General features: G+C 48.7%; 17 protein-coding genes and 1 riboswitch. Of the genes, 5 read left to right on the plus strand and 12 right to left on the minus strand.

What is annotated here, in order from left to right:
- Nucleotides 1-2: 2 nt before the first annotated feature.
- The 10 genes from ribD to B5066_RS14665 form a co-directional block, all read right to left on the minus strand.
- A complete protein-coding gene (gene ribD, locus B5066_RS14620) occupies nucleotides 3-1085 on the minus strand; it encodes a bifunctional diaminohydroxyphosphoribosylaminopyrimidine deaminase/5-amino-6-(5-phosphoribosylamino)uracil reductase RibD (RefSeq protein ID WP_143745446.1) in 1083 nt (360 codons plus the stop codon).
- Nucleotides 1086-1252: 167 nt separating this feature from the next.
- Nucleotides 1253-1402: riboswitch (FMN riboswitch) on the minus strand.
- A 74-nt stretch (nucleotides 1403-1476) separates the two neighbouring features.
- Nucleotides 1477-1914 (minus strand): peptidylprolyl isomerase, encoded by a 438-nt coding sequence (locus tag B5066_RS14625; RefSeq protein ID WP_079476636.1) that lies wholly within the window; start codon nucleotides 1912-1914, stop codon nucleotides 1477-1479.
- A gap of 16 nt (nucleotides 1915-1930) precedes the next feature.
- Nucleotides 1931-3256, minus strand: a complete 1326-nt coding sequence (gene lysA / locus B5066_RS14630) for a diaminopimelate decarboxylase (RefSeq protein WP_079476637.1) — start codon at nucleotides 3254-3256, stop codon at nucleotides 1931-1933.
- A 93-nt stretch (nucleotides 3257-3349) separates the two neighbouring features.
- A complete protein-coding gene (locus tag B5066_RS14635) occupies nucleotides 3350-4651 on the minus strand; it encodes a pyrimidine-nucleoside phosphorylase (protein WP_079476638.1) in 1302 nt (433 codons plus the stop codon).
- Nucleotides 4652-4680: 29 nt separating this feature from the next.
- Nucleotides 4681-5496: a purine-nucleoside phosphorylase gene (locus B5066_RS14640; RefSeq protein ID WP_079476639.1), complete on the minus strand. Its 816-nt coding sequence runs from the start codon at nucleotides 5494-5496 to the stop codon at nucleotides 4681-4683.
- Nucleotides 5497-6339 (minus strand): purine-nucleoside phosphorylase, encoded by an 843-nt coding sequence (locus B5066_RS14645; RefSeq protein ID WP_079476640.1) that lies wholly within the window; start codon nucleotides 6337-6339, stop codon nucleotides 5497-5499.
- The gene (gene deoB, locus B5066_RS14650) at nucleotides 6332-7525 is read right to left on the minus strand and encodes a phosphopentomutase (RefSeq protein WP_079476641.1); all 1194 of its coding nucleotides are present in this window, start codon (nucleotides 7523-7525) and stop codon (nucleotides 6332-6334) included. The genes B5066_RS14645 and deoB overlap by 8 nt, the downstream gene beginning before the upstream one ends.
- A 19-nt stretch (nucleotides 7526-7544) precedes the next feature.
- Nucleotides 7545-8432 (minus strand): site-specific tyrosine recombinase XerD, encoded by an 888-nt coding sequence (gene xerD / locus B5066_RS14655; RefSeq protein ID WP_079476642.1) that lies wholly within the window; start codon nucleotides 8430-8432, stop codon nucleotides 7545-7547.
- 156 nt (nucleotides 8433-8588) lie between these two features.
- Nucleotides 8589-9077 (minus strand): ferric iron uptake transcriptional regulator, encoded by a 489-nt coding sequence (gene fur / locus B5066_RS14660; protein ID WP_079476643.1) that lies wholly within the window; start codon nucleotides 9075-9077, stop codon nucleotides 8589-8591.
- Between the two features lie 225 nt (nucleotides 9078-9302).
- The gene (locus B5066_RS14665; protein ID WP_425320082.1) at nucleotides 9303-9845 is read right to left on the minus strand and encodes an NUDIX hydrolase; all 543 of its coding nucleotides are present in this window, start codon (nucleotides 9843-9845) and stop codon (nucleotides 9303-9305) included.
- Nucleotides 9846-9997: 152 nt separating this feature from the next.
- Here B5066_RS14665 and uppP point away from each other — a divergent pair, with 152 nt between their 5' ends.
- Nucleotides 9998-10828 carry an undecaprenyl-diphosphatase UppP gene (gene uppP / locus B5066_RS14670; protein WP_079476645.1) on the plus strand — a complete coding sequence of 277 codons (831 nt, stop codon included), beginning with the start codon at nucleotides 9998-10000 and terminating at the stop codon, nucleotides 10826-10828.
- A 50-nt stretch (nucleotides 10829-10878) separates the two neighbouring features.
- On the opposite strand, the gene B5066_RS14675 is transcribed toward uppP, so the two are convergent.
- Entirely contained in the window at nucleotides 10879-11379 is a 501-nt protein-coding gene (locus tag B5066_RS14675; protein WP_079476646.1) for a PTS sugar transporter subunit IIA, read from the minus strand.
- Nucleotides 11380-11665: 286 nt separating this feature from the next.
- Here B5066_RS14675 and B5066_RS14680 point away from each other — a divergent pair, with 286 nt between their 5' ends.
- From B5066_RS14680 to B5066_RS14690, 3 genes are read left to right on the plus strand one after another with little or no spacing between them, the layout of a single operon-like run.
- Nucleotides 11666-12376, plus strand: a complete 711-nt coding sequence (locus tag B5066_RS14680; RefSeq protein WP_079476647.1) for a lysophospholipid acyltransferase family protein — start codon at nucleotides 11666-11668, stop codon at nucleotides 12374-12376.
- 14 nt (nucleotides 12377-12390) lie between these two features.
- Complete coding sequence (locus B5066_RS14685) at nucleotides 12391-13497, plus strand: glycosyltransferase family 2 protein (RefSeq protein ID WP_079476648.1); 1107 nt, start codon at nucleotides 12391-12393, stop codon at nucleotides 13495-13497.
- The gene (locus B5066_RS14690) at nucleotides 13494-14981 is read left to right on the plus strand and encodes a phytoene desaturase family protein (RefSeq protein ID WP_079476649.1); all 1488 of its coding nucleotides are present in this window, start codon (nucleotides 13494-13496) and stop codon (nucleotides 14979-14981) included. The genes B5066_RS14685 and B5066_RS14690 overlap by 4 nt, the downstream gene beginning before the upstream one ends.
- An 86-nt stretch (nucleotides 14982-15067) precedes the next feature.
- Here B5066_RS14690 and B5066_RS14695 read toward each other — a convergent pair whose 3' ends face one another.
- The gene (locus B5066_RS14695; protein ID WP_079476650.1) at nucleotides 15068-15937 is read right to left on the minus strand and encodes an AraC family transcriptional regulator; all 870 of its coding nucleotides are present in this window, start codon (nucleotides 15935-15937) and stop codon (nucleotides 15068-15070) included.
- Between the two features lie 163 nt (nucleotides 15938-16100).
- Here B5066_RS14695 and B5066_RS14700 point away from each other — a divergent pair, with 163 nt between their 5' ends.
- A complete protein-coding gene (locus B5066_RS14700) occupies nucleotides 16101-16541 on the plus strand; it encodes a hypothetical protein (protein WP_079476651.1) in 441 nt (146 codons plus the stop codon).
- Nucleotides 16542-16839 lie beyond the last annotated feature (298 nt).

Below are 16839 nucleotides of genomic sequence, written 5' to 3' on the forward strand. Positions count from 1 at the left end.
TTTCACTCCCCGGCCTGCAGCGTATATTTTCGGTCCTGCCCGAATGTCTCTTCTTTTATCAGTGAAAATGCCCGGGCCTCCTGAAGTGTCGAAATACCGCTTCCCTGGTATACTCCGGGTGCATTTTCCCCGCCAATCACCATCGGCGCTACGTACATTAAATATTCCTGAATCATTTCAGCTTCCAGAAAGGACCCGAGAACGCCGGCCCCTCCTTCCACAAATAATGAGACGATTTTCGTTTCTCCGAGTACATCCAGTACCGCGGAGATATTTTTCACGCCGGAAGCGACTGGTATCACTTCAGCCCCCGCTTCTTCGAGGCGGCGCGTCTTTTCAGTGTCGGCCGGCTCATTCGTAAGGATATAGACTGGAGCTGCTCCGTCCTTCAGCATCCGGCTGTTCTCCGGCATACGAAGTGCGCTGTCAAGTACTACCCGCGCCGGTGTCACTCCCGTTTCCGGCACCCGGGCCGTAAGGGATGGATCATCGCTTAACACAGTGCCGATGCCGACCAATATGCCGTCGCACCGGCGCCGTTCCTTATGGACGTCCTCCCGGGCTTCTTCCCCTGTGATCCACTGGCTTTCTCCTGTTGCAGTAGCCGTTTTGCCATCCAGAGAAGAAGCTGTTTTGGCAGTGACATAAGGGCGGCCGGACTCAATAAAATGAAAAAACTTCCGATTTAAATAGGCTGCTTCTCCCTGCTTCACTCCGGTGACGACTTCAAGACCAGCGTCTTTCATCATCTGTATGCCATTTCCAGCTACAAGCGGGTTGGGGTCTGTCGCCGCTACCACGACCCTGGCTATTCCCGCTTCAATAATCTGCTTAGCACACGGCGGGGTTCGGCCGTAATGGCTGCAGGGTTCGAGAGTGACATAGATCGTCGCCCCTTCAGTTTTGTTCCCTGCCATGTCAAGGGCATGTACTTCTGCATGTGCTTCACCAGAGCGAAGGTGCGCCCCCATCCCAACGATTCTTCCCTCTTTAACGACGACGGCACCGACCATCGGATTCGGGTAAGTTTGCCCTTCTGTCGAGCGTGCCAGTTCAAGCGCTGTATGCATCCATGTATGATCCATATGGCCGGACCTCCTTTGGTGTTCACCTGTTTTCATTGATTACAAAAATAAAAAGCCCCCGGATAAACATCCGGGGGCTTTTACACATACGTATCCAAAATAATCTCCTATTCTTGTCGCACGAACCTTGCGGCGGCAGACAGAAAAACAGAATTTTTTCGAATACGGTTTTCCTTCTCCCATCCAGACTATTACTGTCGGCTTCAGAGTTGCACTGAATCCACCGTCCACGCCTTTGGCGCTTACCGGGTCACGGACTGAAAAGCATTCGCTTTATCACCGTCGGTTGGGACTTGCACCCGACCCCGAAGGATGTTGATCACTATCAACGTACCGTATGAAGTTAAAATACATTTTATTACTTTCTTATTTATCCGTCAAAACATTCAGCTTATGCTTCGTCCCAGACACGTACTTCCTTCATAACATCCTGCGCCTGGATCCGGTCCACCTGGTCCATATTATCTGTCACACGGCCAAATACCGTATGTACACCGTTTAGGTGCGGCTGTTGGTCGAACAGAATAAAGAACTGGCTGCCGCCTGTGTCTTTTCCAGCGTGAGCCATCGACAAATAGCCTCTTTCGTGGGTGCGTGGATTGCCCTCCGTTTCACACGGGATTGTATACCCCGGGCCGCCATCGCCGCGGTTGTTCGGGCACCCCCCCTGGGCGACAAAGCCCGGAATAACGCGGTGGAACGTGAGCCCATCGTAAAAACCTTCATTTGCCAGGCTTTCAAAGTTTTTCACTGTTCCCGGTGCATCCTCCGGGAAAAATTCCAATGTTACTGTTTCTCCTTTTTCAAATGCGATTTTGCCTTTTTTCATTTCTCTCTACTCCTTTTTATTTGGTTTTTGCTTTTGCCGGTACGTAAGACAGGTCGTACTGAAGAATGTCTTCATACGTTTCTCCGCGGACCACCAGGTGTGATTCTCCGTCTTCGGCAAAAACGACTGGCGGACGCGGGAGGCGGTTGTAATTGTTGGCCATGGAATACCCGTAGGCTCCAGTACAAAAAACCGCCAATGTATCATTGGTTCTCACTTCTGGAAGCGGCAGGTTCCAAATCAACATATCGCCGCTTTCACAAAGCTTGCCGGCAACCGAAAACGTATCATCAGCTTTTTCATGGCCGCGGTTGGCAAGAATGCCTTCATACTCTGCCTGATAAAGCGCCGGACGAATGTTATCCGACATGCCGCCATCCACTGAAATGTACCGGCGGACCCCTGGAATGTCTTTTTTCGAACCTACGTCATATAAGGTTGTGCCGGCATCGCCACTGATGGACCTTCCTGGTTCGATCCAAATTTCTGGCACGTCCATGCCGGTCCGCAGCGCTTCCTGTTTAACCGACTGAATCATGTCCTGAACGTACTGCTCCGGCGCGAGCGGTTCGTCTCCTTCCACGTAGCGGATCCCAAAGCCACCACCGCAGTTCAGCACCTCCGGCGTGAACTGTAGGTGCTCCTGCCAGTGCACAAACTGATCGAACAGTTTTTTGATAGCCATGGTAAAACCGCTCGTTTCAAAAATCTGTGAGCCAATATGGCAATGCACGCCCTTTATATTGATGGACGGACTCTGCTGGAGACGGTAAATAGCCTGATCTGCCTGGCCGGAGGTGAGATCAAAGCCGAACTTTGAATCCTCCTGCCCGGTGGAAATGTATTCATGTGTATGCGCCTCGATACCCGGAGTGGTCCGGATCAACGCTTCCACATGGGTCTGCTGCTTCGCCGCCTGCTGTTCAATCAAATGAATCTCATGAAAATTATCGATCACAAAACAGCCGATGCCGAGCTCAATGGCAAGGGCGATTTCTGCTTCGCTTTTATTATTACCGTGAAAATGCACTTTTTCCATCGGAAAACCGGCTTTTGACGCCGTCATCAGCTCTCCACCGGAAACCACATCCAAACTGAGTCCCATTTCCTTCGCAAGCTGGGACATTGCGACACAACTGAATGCTTTGCTCGCATAGGCAACCTGATACGTTATCCCGTTATCTTCAAAAGCTTGCTGAAACCCCCGGGCCCGCTCACGCATTAAAGCGACATCATACACGTAAACCGGGCTCCCGTATTCATGCTTTATATTAACCGTGTCCACTCCGCCAATCTCCAGGTGGCCGTGTTCATTTATATGGTGCGTTCCATGAAGCTGCATATTATTCTCCCCTTCGTTTCTCCTCCTCGTCCGTTTATTTTAGCACGCTTCTGAAAAAGACAAAAGCTTTATGCAAGTAAAGAAACCGTACAATTACTGCACGGTTTCATAAATGAGGACTGGCTTTTCAACAGCAGCTTCTGAAATTGTAAATGCCTGGGAAATTTTTTCTGCACTTTCGGTGCTGTTCTGGTCATTAACATGCATAATAGCTATCGTATCGCCCTTTTGCACAACATCACCGATTTTCTTCGTAAGTTCAATGCCCACACTATAATCAAGCACGTCATCTTTGGTGGCCCTGCCCGCTCCGAGAAGCATCGCACTTACGCCGATTTCTTCAGCTTCAATGCCATGCACGTAGCCGGAAGCTTTTGCTTTCACTTCGACACGGTGTTCAGCAGCGGCAAGGCTATCCGGGTTGTCTACAGCGGCGGCGTCGCCGTGCTGGTTTTCCACGAACGCTTTCATCTTTTCAAGTGCTTCGCCGTTTTCAATCACCTGAAGCACCATTTTTTCCGCCTGCTCGAGTGAGTCGGCTTTCCCGCCTGCAACAAGCATGTAGGAAGAAAGCTTGACGCTCAGCTCATGAAGGTCTTCCGGTCCGTCGCCCTGCAGGGTTTCAATTGCTTCTTTAACTTCGAGGGCGTTCCCGACGGTCCGGCCGAGCGGCTGATCCATGTTGGAGATAACTGCCATCGTTTTACGGTCCAGGGACTGCCCGATCTCCACCATCGCTTCTGCCAGACGCTTGGCATCCTCCACCTCTTTCATAAAAGCTCCCGAGCCTGCCTTCACGTCCAGCACAATCGCATCTGCCCCGGCTGCGATTTTTTTGCTCATTACCGAGCTTGCAATCATCGGGATGGAATTTACGGTAGCCGTCACATCGCGAAGCGCGTACAGCTTTTTGTCTGCCGGCGTCAAATTGCCGCTTTGTCCTGCGACTGCAATTTTATGCTCGTTAACAAGATTGACGAATTCTTCCTTAGGAATCTCTGTTTCAAATCCACGGAAGCTTTCAAGCTTATCAATTGTACCGCCGGTATGGCCGAGCCCGCGCCCGGACATTTTCGCTACGGGAACGCCGCAGGCTGCTACAATCGGCCCGATAATCAACGTCGTTTTGTCGCCGACGCCGCCGGTGGAGTGCTTGTCCACCTTGATACCTTCAATCGCCGACAGGTCAAGCTGGTCGCCGGACTCTGCCATCGCGTAAGTAAGCGCGGCGGATTCCTTCTGGGTCATGTCCTGAAAGTAAATTGCCATGGCAAACGCTGAGGCCTGGTAATCCGGCACCTCGCCGCTGCTGTAAGACTCCACAAACCAGCGGATTTCTTCTTCACTCAGTTCTTTTCCGTCTCGTTTTTTGGCGATAATATCCACCATTCTCATAGTATGGCCCCTTTACACATTGCTATTGATTACGTATTTTTAACAATTTCTTTCATTAGAGAAATAAAAATTGGTTTGGTTCTGGCTGCCGTTTCCATCACTTCTTCGTGGGAAATGCTGACGATTTCTTCGCCGATGGCCATATCAGTAATACATGAAACACCGAGGACTCGCAGGCCGGCATGCTGGGCCACAATCACTTCTGGCACCGTAGACATGCCCACCACGTCAGCGCCGACGTTCCGAAGCAAAATGAGCTCTGCCCGGCTCAGGAAGTTCGGCCCGCTGATGCCGCCGTAGACACCGCGTTTTAAATCAATTTCAAGAGCTTCAGCGGCCTGAAATGCCTTACCGCGAAGTACCGGATCATACGCCTGGCTCATATCCGGAAAGCGCGGACCGAGACTGCTGTCGTTCGGGCCTATCAGCGGACTGCTTCCGGTAAAGTTGATGTGGTCTTCAATAACCATTAAGTCTCCTGGGCGAAACGATGACTGCATTCCGCCGCACGCATTAGTAACAAACAAAAATTCGGCGCCAAGCGCTTTCATCACCCGGACCGGAAATGTCACATCCTGCATCGAATAGCCTTCATAGTAGTGAAAACGGCCCTGCATCGCTACAACGGTTTTGCCTTCAAGCTTTCCAAGTACAAGACGTCCTGCATGACCTTCTACTGTGGAAACAGGAAAATGCGGAATATCTTCGTACGGAATAACGGTGCCTGCTTCAATATCGTCAGCCAGACCACCGAGCCCGGAGCCAAGAATCATGCCGACCTCAGGAGCTGCACTGTATTTCGACTGGATATAATCCTTTGCTTCCTGTGTTTTTACAGCATCCATTCAGGCGTCCTCCTGTGCGATCCGCCGGAGGGTTTCTTTCATTAATTTCAAGAAATCTTCCTGGACCTTTGATGTTGTATCCATAACTTCGTCGTGGCTTAACGGCTGGTCAAGCATGCCGGCAGCCAGGTTTGAAATGCAGGAAATACCGAGCACTTCCATCCCGCCGTGAACGGCAACGATCACTTCCGGCACCGTGGACATCCCAACGGCGTCCGCCCCAAGCACCCTTGCCATGCGAACTTCTGCAGGGGTTTCATAGGCCGGTCCGGTATTTGCCATGTAGGTGCCTCGCTGAATACGAATGTTTAACGACAGGGCCGCCTCGTCGGCAATTTTCGCGAGCCCTTTCGAGTACGCTGAACTCATATCCGGAAAGCGCGGACCAAGCTCTGCATCGTTTTCTCCGATGAGCGGGTTAGCACCAAGCCAGTTGATGTGATCATCAATAATCATTAAATCGCCCGGTTCAAAGTCATGATTTACGCCGCCGGCAGCGTTAGTGACAAGAAGCCGTTTGACACCGAGCGCATTCATTACGCGGATTGGAAAAGTCACTTCCTGGAGGGAATACCCTTCGTAGTAATGAAAACGCCCCTGCATCGCTGCGACCTGCATGCCTTCAAGTTCACCAAACACAAGCTGGCCCGCGTGTCCCTCCACCGTAGAAACGGGAAAGCCGGGAATATCTTCATATTTTAAAACAACCGGGTTTTTGATCTCGTCGGCAAGCACGCCCAGACCTGAACCGAGCACAAGGCCGGTCGATGGCACAGTGGAGATATTGGATTGAATATATTGAACTGCTTCTTTGGTTTGCTGCTGGATACTCAAATTATTCACCCTTCCTTTTTAATTGCTGCAAAAAGCTTGTGCCATACTGCGGCATCGACAGCCGGAAGTTATCCGCTATCGTCGCACCGATATCAGCAAACGTTTTCCGGGCTCCAAGCGGCGCAGGACCGGTGCTTTTACTGTAAGCAAGCAGCGGCACGATTTCACGGGTATGATCGGTTCCGTGATGGACAGGATCATTTCCGTGGTCGGCAGTAATAAGCAGAAGGTCATCCTCATGCATCGCTTCCAGCAGCTCCGGAAGCCGGGCGTCAAATTCTTCGAGTGCTTCTCCGTATCCCTGCGGATCACGGCGGTGGCCGAACTTGGCATCAAAATCCACCAGATTCAAAAAGCTGAGCCCGGTAAACGACTTCTGCGCTGTTTCCGTTACGCGATCCATGCCATCCATATTGGAGGAGGTCCGGATCGACTCCGTCACACCCTCCCCGTCATAAATATCGCTGATCTTTCCAATAGCAATACTATCAAAGCCAGCGTCTTCAAGGTCGTTCATGACCGTGCGGCCAAACGGCTTAAGCGCGTAGTCGTGGCGATTGGATGTCCGTTCATAATTACCCGGGGACCCTTTGAAAGGACGTGCTATAACGCGCCCGATCATATACGGCGCTTCGTATGTCATCGCCCGGGCTTTTTCACAGATGTCATACAGTTCTTCAATGGGCACTTCGTCTTCATGGGCGGCAATTTGGAGTACCGAGTCCGCCGAGGTGTAAACGATCAACTTTCCGGTTTGTTGATGCTCCTCACCAAGTTCTTCAATAATCTCGGTGCCGGAGGCTACTTTGTTTCCAAGCACACCCCGTCCGGTTTCCTGTTCAAGCTGCTGCAAAAGCTCGGCTGGAAAGCCGTCCGGAAATGTGCGGAACGGCTCATCAATATAGAGGCCCATGATTTCCCAGTGGCCTGTCATCGTATCTTTGCTTCGAGACATTTCTTCCATATAGCCATACGAGGCTGTCGGAGCTCCAGACGCTTTCACGCCTGGAATTTCCCGGATGTTTCCAAGACCGAGCCGCTCTAGATTGGGAATTTTAATTCCGTTCATATGCTGGGCGATATGGCCGAGGGTGTCGGCCCCTTTGTCTCCGTATTCTTCAGAATCCAGAGCTTCCCCGATGCCGACGGAATCCATCACAACTAAAAAAACGCGTGGATACTTGTAGTTTTCCATTTTTATCTCTCCTTTTCAGCTATGCTCTCGGGTGAGCCTGCTGGTATACATCTTTTAATTTATGGTTGGATACATGGGTGTAAATTTGGGTCGTGGAAATATCAGCATGCCCAAGCATTTCCTGCACAGCTCGCAAATCCGCCCCGTTTTCAAGCAGGTGGGTAGCGAAGGAATGTCTCAGGGTGTGCGGCGTTAATGATTTGTCGATTCCCGCCCTGCCAGCCGTCGCTTTTAATATTTTCCAAAATCCCTGCCTTGAAAGCGGATTACCGTGATGATTTACAAAGAGCAGGTCGTGGCGTTTGTTTTTCGCCAGAGTACTCCGGCCATAATGTATGTACGTATCAATAGCCTCGGAAGCCACTTTCCCAAGCGGCACAATCCGCTCTTTATTTCCTTTGCCAACACAGCGGATAAATCCCATCTGCAGATGCACATCAGATATTTTCAATTCACACAGCTCTGTTACACGCAGTCCGGTGGCGTACATGCATTCAAGCATTGCCTGATTGCGTTTTGCAAAAGCCGAGGTTCCTTCTGCAGCCGTAAGCAGCCGGTCAACTTCCCGGGTGGACAGTACAGTCGGGAGCTTTTTCTCTCCTTTTGGAATTTCAATTAATTCCGCAGGATCTTTTTTTACCACCTGCTCTCGCAGCAGAAACTGATGAAACGCCCGGACTGACGACAAAAAGCGTGCCAACGTAGCGGTGGAGCGCCCGGCTTCTTTTTGGGCATACAAAAAATCCACGATGTCCGCACGGTCGATCTCTGCCCATACAGATTTATCCCGAAGCTGCATAAATGTTCTATAGTGTTCCAGGTCTCTTTGGTACGACTGAATCGTGTTTTTGGAGAGGCCCTTTTCAACTTGGCAATAATGTATAAAATCCAGTACCTCCGTGGTCATGTGACCGCCTCCCGCTTCCCAATCTTCCCTTCTAAGAATAGCATAGTCACTTATTACTAGGGAAGGGCGAATGCAGCAGTAAATATACCGCTTTCATTTTTTGTATGGCATAAAAAAAGCACCGCTCTTTGTTAAAAGACGATGCCCGTACATGTATTAATTCGTGTGCAGCGAAGCAGCCTCCGCACTTTCTTCGTTCTTTTTCACCTTCGCCTGACAGCGGTGGCAGACCCCGTGGAACGTTAAACGGTGATCCTTTACTTTAAACTGATAATCTTTTTCTACAATTTTTTCAACCTCGGCAAGCAGGTCCTCCTGGATCTCATCCACTGCGCCGCATTCAATACAGACAAGATGGTGATGGGAGTGACTGGCGCCTTCTTTTCGCAGATCATATCGTGACACCCCGTCACCGAAGTTAATCTTATCCACAACTTCGAGTTCATTAAGTAATTCCAGTGTCCGGTACACGGTGGCAAGACCAATTTCCGGTGCTTTTTCTTTCACCAGAAGATATACATCTTCTGCACTTAAATGATCTTCTTCATTTTCCAACAGTACCTGGACAGTCGCTTCCCTTTGCGGGGTAAGCTTGTAGCTTTGTTCATGCAACTGTTTTTTAATACGTTCTACCCGATTTTCCAATTATCGCTACCTCCCTTATTCCTTCAAGGGTAATAAACTTATTATAATAATTTTAAATAAGCCTGTCAATATAAAAACGATAACCATTCTCAGTTTAAAATTATTCTAAATAAATTGGCATGAAATTTGCATATAAGTCTCTTTTTTTCCGCAATTTCAGTGTATCGGGCATTGATTATCAATGAAAACGCCGTGTGACAGATAAATGACGATATTCAATCTCAATTACTTTTTATCCAGAATAGTTTTTACATACTGGACCGCATACATGGTTTTGGCATCATGAATTTCTTCTTTCTGGATCAATTCATCCGCTTCCTCCAGGCTTACTTTTATTAGTTCAATGAATTCATCTTCTTCGGTTTCTGGCTCACCAGCTTCCAAGTCGAATGCTTCATACAGGTGAACGATTTCGTCTGCAAAACCGGGAGAGGTATAAAACGAAGCGATTTTCTGCAGGCGTCCTGCAGTGTATCCAGTTTCCTCCTTCAGCTCCCGTGCCGCCGTCTCTTCGGGACTGTCGGTTCCTTCCAGTTTTCCTGCCGGTATTTCCACCAGCGGTTTTTCAAGCGGCTTGCGGTACTGCTTCACCATAACTATTTTTTGTTCTGGCGTCACCGCCACCACAGCAACCGCACCACTGTGATTAATTACTTCCCGTTTGCTCCTCCTGCCGTCCGGGAGCGTTACGTCGTGAACTGATAAATCAACGACCTTTCCTTCAAATATCGTTTCCTTCTTCGTAGTTTTTTCTGTGAACTCCATCAAAAACGCCCTTTCTGCATCATATATGATTCAGCTGTTTTAGTTTACCAGTCTTTGACTGGCTGTGAGAATAGTCATTCGCTTATTTTCACTCTTCCTAATTATCACCAGATTTGCTACACTATCCAAGTAATCTGATGGAGGAGTTGGACCCCATGAATATTTTTGAAGCTATTTTTCTAGGAATCGTCCAGGGAATTGCAGAATTCCTGCCGATTTCAAGCACCGCCCATATCATCATCGCAGAATTTCTCCTCGGCCATTCGATCCCCGGCCTGTCATTCGAAATTTTCCTGCATTTAGGATCAATCGTAGCCGTGATTTTTTATTTTCGCAAAGACATCGTTCACCTGATTCAGGTGTTCTTCCGGTACATTGCCAAACGTCGGCGCGAGGACCGTCCCGAGTTTTTCCTCTGTTTATACATAGTACTTGCGACCGTCATCACCGGCATTCTTGGTGTTTTCCTCGAGGATTCTCTCGGCAGCGCCCTGAAAACCCCAGTGATGATTGCAATATCGCTTACGCTGACTGGTATTTTCCTGATTGTCATCGAACGGGCCTATACGATCGGAAATCGCACAGTTGATGAAATGACCACGCTGGACGCACTAATCGTCGGCCTGGCCCAGACGGTGGCTGTCATCCCCGGAATTTCAAGATCCGGCAGCACGCTGATTGCGGCGCTTTTCTCCGGCCTGGACCGGGAGACATCGGTCCGGTTTTCATTTCTGCTTTCTATCCCGGTTATTTTAGGATCAACCGTTCTCGCTCTCGGCGATATTACCGACGGCAGCCTCGCTTCTATTGGAGCGGTGTCACTCGTTGCTGCATTTATCGCATCGCTCATAACCTCATGGCTCGGCATTATTTGGCTGATTAATTTCTTAAACAAAGGCAAATTGACCTATTTTGCGATCTACTGCTTTCTGCTTGCCCTTGTAACTATTTTGTTTCTCGATCCGGGAAGCGTTGTCGTTGAATAGCTCCCCGTAAAAGAATCCAGCCGCACTGCGGCTGGATTCTTTTTGCTTTATTATTTTTTTACAGTGACGGTCGCCACTACGGTCTCGCCCGCTTTTAGGCGGTTTTCACTATGCATCTGAATATTATCCACCTGATCGCCTTCAGTAAATACGACCGGCGTGATTTTACTGGCGGCTTTTTCGCTGATCACATCCATATCAAACTCCATCAAAAGCTCGCCTTCCTCCACGCTGTCGCCTTCAGAGACTTTACATGTAAATCCTTCTCCGTCGAGTGATACCGTTTCAAGGCCGATGTGAATTAGTACATCCAGCCCTTCCTCGGAACGAATTCCGATGGCGTGCTTCGTAGGAAAAATCTGTTCCACCTTCCCTTTAACCGGAGAAAGTATAATTCCTTCTGATGGATCGACAGCAAAGCCTTCCCCCATCATTTTTTCCGAGAATGTCGGGTCCGGCACTTCTGTAATATCAACGAAAGTTCCGCTGACTGGTGATTTTATTGTAACGTCTACAGGTTTTTGTTCTTTTCCGAATAATTTTTTTAACATTTCATTCACTTCCTTTGTGTATATTCACAACCGGATACAAGCTGTGGGCATGCTTAAGTAAGTGTAACGAACTTGCCTCCTGTGCACAAACTTTTGAAAATTTCTTTTACCAGGTACCGCCCAGGAGACCAAAAACAGCTGGTCATTTCCTTTTCGTGTGTTTATACTGTACGTTTTAAATGGGCGTGAATAAGGAATAGAATTCTATTCTATTTGTATATACCTTCTTTTTGTAATAATTTAAACCTGTATTCTATTCCTACAGCCAAACACAGGGGGTGCGCAGATGATTACAGAAAATAAACAACCGCTTTTTGAAAAGTTGTTTTATTTGTATGACCGGCGCTTGATCCAAAAGCATTTTTCTGCCGTACATATGCACAACAACAGCATCTACACCGACGATGCTGCACTTTTTTACGTAAATCACAGCAACTGGTGGGACGGACTTTTAATATATTTTTTAAATAAATACTGGTTCCGCCATCCCGGCTACGTCATGATGGACGAGGAAGGGCTTCGCGAATTTCCGTTTTTCCGCAGGCTTGGCGCCTACTCGGTGGACCGCAGCAGCCGCCGCGATATTATCGATGCTCTCCGCTACACGGAGGACAAGCTCGTAAATGGCCATCACGTCTGGCTGTTTCCGCAGGGGGCAGAAACTCATGCCGACCAGTTTCCAATCACCCTCCAGCCCGGTATTTCCTATCTTCTCCCCCGGGTGAATGTGCCGTTTGTGCCGGTTACGATGCACTATACCTTTTTGCATCATCAAAAGCCGGAAATCTTCATTAATATTGGCCCTCCGCTTCCGCGGACGCCGGAGAATCTCGCATCGAGAGCGGCTGCCCAGGACGCGCTGGAAAGTCATCTTCAACACCAGTGGGACGAGATGCGCGAAGATATCGCCTATGAGCATCTGGAGAATTACACTACCGTTTTGAGTGGGTCGCAGACAATGAGCAGCTGCTGGACTTCCCTCCGCCAGAAAAAATAGAAAGGACGCCCGCCATGTTGATATGGATCTTCGTATTTGTCCTCGGCTTTTGGACACTGTTTACGATCATTAATGTGTGGACCCTTCCTTCTCTTGCTACTTTTTCTGTTCCAAAGCGCCCGGGCGTAATCAGCGTGCTTATACCGCTTCGAAATGAAGAACGAAACCTTCCGGCACTCGTGCGCAGCCTTCGCCAGGCCGATGATTTAAAAACAGAATTTATTTTTCTGGATGACCATTCCACCGACCGTACAAGAATGCTTCTTCAGGAAGCCGTCCGTCATTGGCCCAATGCCCGCTACATTGAAGGGGCGGCGCTTCCGGACGGATGGAACGGCAAAGTGCATGCATGCCATCAGCTTTCCCAGGAAGCAGCCGGCCAGTACTTGTGTTTTATCGATGCCGACGTGCGCCTCCACGCGGATGCCCTCCGCTGGGCCGAAGGGGCACTTCAAAAACACCATGCCGGCCTTGTCACCGGCTTCCCTCAATTTGAAACTGAGGGCTTTTGGGGACGACTGCTTGTGTATATGCAGCATGTTGTCGTATATGCCCATCTGCCTGTAGCGGCTGCCAACCGCACCGCCTGGCGGTCCTTTACTGCAGCACACGGAGCTTTTTTATTTTTCAGCCGGGAAGCCTACGACCAGGCCGGCGGCCATGCCGCTGTTAAAAATGCTCTTGTTGATGATATGGCTCTTGCCCAAAATGTGAAATCAAGCGGCCTGAAAACGCTGCTCGTCTCTCCAGGCCACGTCGTGACCTGCTATATGTATACGTCGAGCCGGGAAGCCTGGCTTGGCTTCAGCAAAAATATTTTTCCAGGTATCGGCCGCTCGATGCCTATTGCATCAGTTGTCATCGCTGTGCATACTCTTTTCTTTATCGTGCCGGCCTTTCTTCTGCTGGCTGCCATTTCCATGCTCGACTGGCAGCTTGCCATTCCATACGTTCTGACTGCTGCCCTGCGTGCAGCGATTACGATAAAGGCATCACACCCGTGGTGGACAGTGCTTATTCAGCCTCTTTCCTCCGGAGCAATGATTGCCGTGCTGCTCTATTCAATTTATTTGGATAAAACGAAAAAAGGTTATTCCTGGAAGGGGCGTACCTATCAATGACTACTGCTATTATCGGTGCCGGTCTCGGTGGCTTAAGCGCGGCCATTGTACTGGCTAAAACCGGTGAAAAGGTTACTGTATTTGAAAAAAATGAACGGGCGGGAGGCAAGCTCCGCCCGTTTCAATTAGGGACCCATTCCTTTGATTACGGGCCGAATACCATTACGATGCCGGACGTGTTCCACCGGGTGCTCGCTTTTGCCGGACGAGTTCCCGAACGACTCCTGCCATTCAGACAGCTGCCGGAGCACACCCGAAATTACTTCCCTGATGGCAGCACGCTCGAGATTTCTTCAGACGCCGTAGAAACAAAACGGGCTATTGCCCGTCTTTCAGAAGCCGACGCCAGCCGGTACGATGACTATCTCCAGGAAGTCAAACGGCTTTACACGCTTGCTATTGAAAATTTTCTGCAGCGCACCTTTGAGTCTCCGCGGGATTACCTTTCTCCCGGACTCGCCCTCGCCATTCGCAAAGTCCGTCCGGCCACTTCCATGCATGCTTTCCACCGGCGTTTTTTCAAGCATCCGGATGTCCAGCAGGCGTTTGACCGGTATGCCACGTATATCGGCTCTTCTCCGTACGACGCCCCGGCGACATTCGCATTAATCGCCCATCTTGAGCTTGCTGATGGCGTATACTATACTCCGGGCGGAAATGTAAAAATTGCCGATGCGTTTTACGACACGGCTAAAGAGCTTGGCGTCACCTTTTCCTTCAATGATCCTGTGTATCACGTCTCCACCCGTAATGGCCGTGCCCAGACGGTGCATGCCGCCTCCGGCTCCATGGAAATCGACAGTGTGCTGCTGAATGGTGATCTTCTCAGCCAGTATCCTTTGCTTTTTCCCGCATCCGGTCAACAAAACCGGACAGTTCCAAAAGATCCTGAGCCATCGATTTCCGCATTTGTAATCATGGCAGGGCTGAATACCCGCCTGCCGCAGTTAAAGCATCACCAGGTCTACTTTTCTGCCGACTACCCGCAGGAGTTCAGACAGCTGAAGCATGGTAGCTTTCCCCAGGACCCTACTGTTTATATCAGCAACTCCTCATATAGCGAGCGCGGACAGTCACCGGATGGCGATAACCTGTTTATTCTTATTAATGCTCCGCCTCTTCCGGGGGGAGCCATGGCCGAAGAGGAAAAACAGTCCTACAAAAACCTTGTCTATGATAAGCTCGAACAATTCGGGCTTTGTTTGCGCCCCTATATTGTCGAAGAACAAGTGCTTGGGCCTTCCTATCTTGAAGAAACGTTTAGCTCGTATAAAGGTTCTATTTATGGACTCGCGTCCAACCGGCGTAAAGACGCCTTTCTCCGGCCGTTTAACCGCTCCCGGGATTTAAAAAATGTCTACTTTGCCGGCGGCTCCACCCATCCCGGCGGCGGATCTCCAATGGTAACCACAAGCGGCGTTCTTGCCGCCTCCGCCCTGCTCAAGGATAACGGCATTCTGCTTGATTTCTGGGGGAATAGATAGCCTGTTTTTATATGCCCAGCTTATGCAGCAAGCCCCGCTCACGTTTAAAGCGGGGCTTGTTCTGCAGCTGAAGATTTCATTGGTTCTTAGCTTTTTACCGGAATCCATATTTCACTTGTAAAGTCCGGGTTATGAAACTGGTTATTCTCCATCCACAATATTTCCGGACCCTGAGCTTGCTGATACCCGGAAGACGGAAACCATTCCGAGTATATTTGTCCCCACGTTGTTTGAAGATGCTCCGGGAAAGGCCCTGACGAGGTGAAAACAGCCCATGTGGAAGCCGGCACCTCCAGCGCCTCCCACGCTTCTGAAATAGTTTTATCAGTAACTACACCAATATAATGATCCAATTCACCCTGTTCCTCCATACGTGCTTCAGAGAAATTCGTTGAAGCTTGTATCATCCCTCCCGGCTCTCCATTTGATAACGCAAGCAATTCATGTATTTTCTCCTCACTCAATGATTGCCACATAGCATTAATTTCAGGATTTTCTCCTTCGAAAATGATAGGGACTCTTTTACTTATGCCAACAATACGAAAAGCTTCTTTTTTTTCTATGCGATAATTCATTTCATTTCCTCCCTGAACAGATAGTTGAAAGGTCAGCTTCGGATACGCTTTTAAAGAAATTCCCTGCTCTTTTACTTTTGAAGGAGCTATTCCATGCAGCTTCTGAAAGGCCCTCGTGAAGGAGTCGGGGGAATCATACCCATATTTTAACGCTGTGTCGATGATACGGACCTGACGATTCTGAAGATCCAGCGCTGCCATTGTTAAACGCCGGCGCCGAATATATTCTGATATGGGGACACCGGCTAAAGAAGAAAACATTCGTTTAAAGTGGTATTCCGAGCAGGAGGCGATAAGGGCTGCCTTTTGTAAATCGATTGCTTCTGTTAAATGATTCTCGATGTATTGCAGGGCATTATTCATTTCTCTCAAGTTATCCATTACACTAACCCTCCTTATCTAAAGAATACCGATTATAAATTAATTACACCCTGCTTTTCGTGCCTGATAATGCCGGGTAGTAACTTTTTTTATCTCGTACGTCCATCCTGCTTTCTACCGTTTTTGAAGTTAATATTGCCTGACCAAAAGGAGGTACTTAGGAATGCATAAACACTCCAGAGTTAATTGGGATTATAATGGAAAGCCTGACTTTATTAATGGCACAGGGGCTTATTTGGAAGAAAAACTGCTCGGGTACAGCGCAGGCTTCATTGTGCCATTACTGCTTTTTATTCTTATTTTAACTGACTATGTAAACTGGAGCCTTCTTCAAATAGCTGTGGCTATTCTTATTGCTTTTGATGTCAGCGGAGGCGTAATAAGCAATTCCCTCAATTCCGGCAAACGCTTTTACCATTCCGGGCGCAAAGCAGAGGAAGGAAAACAGGGTTTCATTTTTAAAAACAAATGGATATTCAGCTTTCTTCATATTCACCCTTTAGTAGTCAGCCTGCTGTTTACTCCTGTCAATATAACGTATGGAGTTGCATGGTACCTCTTCTTTATGGTGTCTGCTACCATTGTGATTGCTACGCCTCTGTAATTGAAAAGACCTGTCTCCATGTTAATTATCCTGCATGCTATATTATTGAACCAATACGTTATAGCTCCCATCCCCGGCTTTGAATGGCTAATGCCTTTATTATTTTTGAAAATTATTTACGGGCACCTGGTGAGAGAAGAACCGTATCGCAGGTTGCTGAAAAATACTATATAAAGATACGCTATATAAAGATACGCTATTGGGCAAATAAGAAGCTTTGGAAAATTCCAGAGCTTTTTTCTTGTTATATCATTGACTTTCCATCGATTGGTCATATACTTATATATATAACCATATT

This window comes from Marinococcus halophilus, from assembly GCF_900166605.1.
Classification (GTDB): Bacteria; Bacillota; Bacilli; order Bacillales; family Marinococcaceae; genus Marinococcus; species Marinococcus halophilus.

Coding starts and splice junctions, on each gene's coding strand:
- ribD (WP_143745446.1), bottom strand. CDS start 1,085: ATGGATCATACATGGATGCATACAGCGCTTGAACTGGCACGCTCGACA.
- B5066_RS14625 (WP_079476636.1), bottom strand. CDS start 1,914: ATGAAAAAAGGCAAAATCGCATTTGAAAAAGGAGAAACAGTAACATTG.
- lysA (WP_079476637.1), bottom strand. CDS start 3,256: ATGCAGCTTCATGGAACGCACCATATAAATGAACACGGCCACCTGGAG.
- B5066_RS14635 (WP_079476638.1), bottom strand. CDS start 4,651: ATGAGAATGGTGGATATTATCGCCAAAAAACGAGACGGAAAAGAACTG.
- B5066_RS14640 (WP_079476639.1), bottom strand. CDS start 5,496: ATGGATGCTGTAAAAACACAGGAAGCAAAGGATTATATCCAGTCGAAA.
- deoB (WP_079476641.1), bottom strand. CDS start 7,525: ATGGAAAACTACAAGTATCCACGCGTTTTTTTAGTTGTGATGGATTCC.
- xerD (WP_079476642.1), bottom strand. CDS start 8,432: ATGACCACGGAGGTACTGGATTTTATACATTATTGCCAAGTTGAAAAG.
- uppP (WP_079476645.1), top strand. CDS start 9,998: ATGAATATTTTTGAAGCTATTTTTCTAGGAATCGTCCAGGGAATTGCA.
- B5066_RS14675 (WP_079476646.1), bottom strand. CDS start 11,379: ATGTTAAAAAAATTATTCGGAAAAGAACAAAAACCTGTAGACGTTACA.
- B5066_RS14680 (WP_079476647.1), top strand. CDS start 11,666: ATGATTACAGAAAATAAACAACCGCTTTTTGAAAAGTTGTTTTATTTG.
- B5066_RS14685 (WP_079476648.1), top strand. CDS start 12,391: ATGTTGATATGGATCTTCGTATTTGTCCTCGGCTTTTGGACACTGTTT.
- B5066_RS14690 (WP_079476649.1), top strand. CDS start 13,494: ATGACTACTGCTATTATCGGTGCCGGTCTCGGTGGCTTAAGCGCGGCC.
- B5066_RS14695 (WP_079476650.1), bottom strand. CDS start 15,937: ATGGATAACTTGAGAGAAATGAATAATGCCCTGCAATACATCGAGAAT.
- B5066_RS14700 (WP_079476651.1), top strand. CDS start 16,101: ATGCATAAACACTCCAGAGTTAATTGGGATTATAATGGAAAGCCTGAC.